The 4,449-nt window shown below is 30.5% G+C and carries 5 protein-coding genes; 3 read left to right on the top strand and 2 right to left on the bottom strand.

Features of this window, described 5'->3' with window-relative positions; all coding sequences use genetic code 11:
* Positions 1 to 1,463 (bottom strand): homocysteine S-methyltransferase family protein (locus WC168_RS09340; RefSeq protein WP_372618869.1); only part of this gene is annotated, 1,463 nt, incomplete at its 3' end.
* A 10-nt stretch (positions 1,464 to 1,473) separates the two neighbouring features.
* Positions 1,474 to 2,052: a hypothetical protein gene (locus WC168_RS09345; RefSeq protein WP_372618871.1), complete on the bottom strand. Its 579-nt coding sequence runs from the start codon at positions 2,050 to 2,052 to the stop codon at positions 1,474 to 1,476.
* 129 nt (positions 2,053 to 2,181) lie between these two features.
* Between WC168_RS09345 and WC168_RS09350 the strand changes: the two genes are divergently transcribed.
* From WC168_RS09350 to WC168_RS09360, 3 genes are all read left to right on the top strand, one after another.
* On the top strand, positions 2,182 to 3,102 hold the full coding sequence (locus WC168_RS09350) for a branched-chain amino acid transaminase (RefSeq protein ID WP_066160292.1): 921 nt from the start codon (positions 2,182 to 2,184) through the stop codon (positions 3,100 to 3,102).
* Between the two features lie 41 nt (positions 3,103 to 3,143).
* Positions 3,144 to 4,220 (top strand): SPFH domain-containing protein, encoded by a 1,077-nt coding sequence (locus tag WC168_RS09355; protein ID WP_372618873.1) that lies wholly within the window; start codon positions 3,144 to 3,146, stop codon positions 4,218 to 4,220.
* A gap of 18 nt (positions 4,221 to 4,238) precedes the next feature.
* On the top strand, positions 4,239 to 4,449 hold a 211-nt coding region (locus tag WC168_RS09360), incomplete at its 3' end, for a hypothetical protein (protein WP_372618875.1).

Raw genomic sequence — 4,449 nt, forward strand, 5'->3', positions numbered from 1 at the left:
TGTCTATTTACACATAAATTATAAATTCGTTCTGCAACTTCTAGTTTTCTCTGTTTTGTTTTTGCCATTCCAATCTCATCAATCACAAGGCAAACAAGTGCTGCTCCAAATTTTTTTGCTAATTTACAAACTTCATCAAACTTCTCTTCACCATCTTCAAGATTAACAGAGTTTATAATACATCTTCCACCAATTTGTTTTAAAGCAGCTTCTAGTGCTTTTATTTGAGTAGAGTCAGGCATTAGTGGAAGTGATATTTTTTGAGAGTATAAAGATACAACTTTATTCATATCGCCAGTTTCATCACGACCTGCAAAACCAACACTCACATCAATTACATGAGCTCCTGCACGAACTTGTTGTTGAGCAACACTTAAAGTTCCTTCATAGTCATTTGCTTTTAAAAGTTCTCTAAAAGCTTTACTTCCAGTTGCATTACTTCTCTCACCAATAAGTAGTGGTGCTGGTTCTTGTTTTAGAGGAACAACATTAAATAAAGATGCCAGTGAAGCTTTTAAAAATCCACTTGGTTTTTTTGGAACCACACCTTTTACTGCTTGACTTAAAGTTTTTATATGTTCAGGTGTAGTTCCACAACATCCACCTAAAAATGTAACACCATTAATATTTAAAAACTCTTTTTGTAAAGCTGTAAACTCATCTGGACCCATAGGATAAAAAGTTTTCCCACCTTTGTTTTGAGGAAGCCCAGCATTTGCATGAACTGAGATTGGAAATCTTGATACTTCACTTAAAGCTTTTACATGTTTTTGAACTTGAATTGGTCCAGTTCCACAGTTAAAACCTAAAGATAAGATATTAAATGGTTTTAAAATAGCTGCAATTGTTAAAGCATCTGTTCCAATTAGCATTGTTCCATTCAACTCAATTGTAACTGAAACCATAATTGGAATATTAGGTGCTACATCATTTAGTGCATGAAGTGCTGCTTTTATTTGAAGTGGATCTTGGCAAGTTTCAAGTAAAAAAACATCAGTTCCTCCATCAACTAAACCAGAAGCCATAGTTTTATAACCTTCATACATACTATCATAAGTAATATGTCCTAAAGATGGCAGTTTCGTTCCAGGTCCAATAGATGCTAAAACAAATTTTGGATCCTCTTTTGTGCTATATTTTTCACAAATCTTTTTAGCACTGCTAGCTGCTAGTTTTGATAACTCATAACTTAAATGACCTATTTCATACTCATCTAAAACCCATGGCATACTTCCAAATGTATTTGTGCTAATAAAATTTGCCCCAGAAATGGCGTAGTTTTCATAAATTGTCTCCAAAATATGTGGAGCTGTAAGATTTAAAAGCTCATTACACCCTTCTAAATCTTTGTTTTCATATTGCCAAAATTTACTCTCTATATCAACTGCTTGAAGCTGTGTTCCCATAGCTCCATCAATTATTAAAACTCTCTTTTGTATTAAATCTTCTATTAATTTTTGCATTCACTCTCTTTTATAAATTTTTTGACTCAATTTCAAATTTTTTTCTACAATCTGTTTTAACATTGTCAATTAAGACAATATAATATTTGCCCTCAAATCTTGACATATAAAAAATCATTTGAGAAAGAGTAATTACCTCATAGCCATTTTTTAAAATATTATTAATAAATTTTTTCTCTTTTTCATCTTTGAATTTATAGTTATCAAAATAATTAACTCTATTTTTTATGACAAAAACCCCATCTTCTTTCCATCCATAACCAGTATCTAAATCAAAACTACAATCAAATTCTACAGGTTTGCTTGAAATTTCAAAAATCTCTATAAATTTATCAACCTCTTCAAGGGTAAATTTATGTTCAGTAATTAAATTAAACTCTCTATCTAATCTAAACTCATAAAATCCAAAATCTTTATTTATGTAGTTGCTATTTAAGCTCTCTAAATCATCTTTTTTCATAAGATACAAAACTTTTGTAATCTCTTTTTTTAGTTCACTATTTGGTTCTTTTGAAAAAGGTATATCAAATTTTACAGAACAAGCTGTGAAAAAAAGTGTAACAAAAATAAAAATTAAGTTTTTTATCATTATTCATCCAAATATTTTTTAAAGTTTAATATTACATTTTTTCTTCTTAGAACTTAGTTTATACAGATAGTTTTATCAACATTTTGATAGAATAATTGCTAAAAATTTAAGTGTAGGAAATAAATTAAGATGACTGAATCAAAATATATTTGGATGGATGGAGAGTTTACTCCTTGGCAAGATGCAAAAGTTCATGTACTAAGTCACACATTACATTATGGAAATGGTGCAATTGAAGGTACAAAAGCATACAAAACTGTTGATGGAAGATGTGCAATATTTAAACTAAATGAACACACTCAAAGACTTTTAAACTCTTCAAAAATGACATTAATGAATGTTCCATTTACTCTTGAAGAGTTAAATAAAGCACAAGTAGAATTACTACAAAAAAATGAACTAACAAATGGTGCATATATTAGACCACTTGTATATTTAGGGTATGGAGTTATGGGACTTTATCATAAAGATGCTCCTGTAAAAGTATCTATTTCAGCTTGGGAATGGGGTGCTTATTTAGGAGAAGAGGGTCTTAAAAAAGGTGTTAGAGTAAAAATCTCATCATTTACAAGAACTCCAAATACTTCAGGTATGGGAAAAGCAAAATCAGTTGCAAACTATATGAACTCTCAAATGGCAAAATTTGAAGCTGTTGAGGCTGGATATGATGAAGCACTTTTAAGAGATGATCAAGGCTATATTGCAGAAGCTTCAGGGGCTTGTTTTTTCATTGTTAAAGATGGAAAATTAATATCTCCTCCAAATGATAACTCACTTGAATCTATTACTCAAGCAACTGCAATTGATTTAGCAAAAGATATGGGAATTGAGGTTGTTAGAAGAAGAATTACTAGAGAAGAGATTTATGTAGCAGATGAGGCTTTCTTTACAGGAACTGCAGCTGAAATAACTCCAATTAGAGAAGTTGATGCAAGAGTTATTGGAGCTGGATGTAGAGGAGAAATCACAGAAAAAATCCAATCTGCATATTTTGATGTAGTAACTGGTAAAAATCCAAAATATACAAAGTATTTAACATATATTAACTAATTTTAAATAGTATATTAAACTAAAAAAATATAAGGAAGAGCATGCCAATAGATAACGACTATTTTAAAAACAGACAACAAGGTAATAAACCAAGTGGTGGTGGAGGTGGAAATTTTCAACCTCCATTTGAAACACCTGAGTTTTTCAAAAACTTTGGTAAAAAAGCAGGATTGCTATATCTTGTAATTATAATAATTGGTGCACTATTTTTGTTTAAACCATTTGTTATTATTGAATCAGGACAAGTTGGTATTAAAGCAACAACAGGAAAATATGATAAAGAGCCTTTAAATCCAGGATTTCACTTCTATATTCCAGTAATTCAAAGAGTTATTGTTGTTGATACAAAAGTTAGACTTTTAACATATATGAACACTCAAAGTATTGGTTCTTTTGATCAAAGTATTAAAAATAACCCTGCAATAAATGTTCTTGATTCAAGAGGTTTACCAATATCTATTGAGTTAACAGTTCAATATAATATTATTGCTAATGGAGTTCCTGAAACAATTGCAACTTGGGGACCATCTTGGGAAGATAAAATTGTAAATCAAGTTGTTGGAGAGGTTTCAAGAAGTGTTCTTGGTGGATACAATGCTGAAGTTCTTCCTATGAAAAGAAATGAAGTTGCAGAAAGACTTGATAGATTAATAAAAGAGAAAGTTGCTGAAAGATCTAAGCTGGCAGTTGTAGTTGAATCTGTTCAGTTAAAAGAGATAGTTCTTCCTGAAAAAATTAAAGAGCAAATTGAAAAAGTTCAAATAGCAAATCAAGAAGCTGAAAGAGTAAGATACGAAGTTCAAAGAGCTAAACAAGAGGCTGAAAAAAGAGCTGCACTTGCAAGTGGAGAGGCTGAAGCTAAAAGAATTGAAGCTCAAGGTAGAGCAGATGCTGTTACAATTGAAGCAAAAGCACAAGCTGCTGCTAATAAAGAGATTTCAAAATCACTTACACCACATCTTTTACAGATGCAACAAATTGAAGTTCAAGGTAAGTTTAATGATGCTTTAAGAGAGAACAAAGATGCAAAAATCTTTTTAACTCCTGGTGGATCAACTCCAAATATCTGGGTTGATACAAAAGATAAAAATAGAGATACAGCTATAAATCAAAAATAATTTAAAAAAGAGAAGAGAATGAAAATAATTAAAACTATCCTATTTATAGGACTCTTCTCTCTTTTACTCTCAAATGACAAACAGTTAAATCAAGATATAAAGATAGATTTAGAACCAAAAATAGATTATACTCCTTCGCAAAGATATAATACAAATATTCCTCAAAAGATAGAATCAAAAGAGAAGAAAAAAAACTCTTATGATGTAGGAGTTGATGTGGATGTTAATC

It is taken from the genome of Aliarcobacter sp. (assembly GCF_041672065.1).
Taxonomy (GTDB): Bacteria; Campylobacterota; Campylobacteria; order Campylobacterales; family Arcobacteraceae; genus Aliarcobacter; species Aliarcobacter skirrowii.

Coding starts and splice junctions, on each gene's coding strand:
- WC168_RS09345 (WP_372618871.1), bottom strand. CDS start 2,052: ATGATAAAAAACTTAATTTTTATTTTTGTTACACTTTTTTTCACAGCT.
- WC168_RS09350 (WP_066160292.1), top strand. CDS start 2,182: ATGACTGAATCAAAATATATTTGGATGGATGGAGAGTTTACTCCTTGG.
- WC168_RS09355 (WP_372618873.1), top strand. CDS start 3,144: ATGCCAATAGATAACGACTATTTTAAAAACAGACAACAAGGTAATAAA.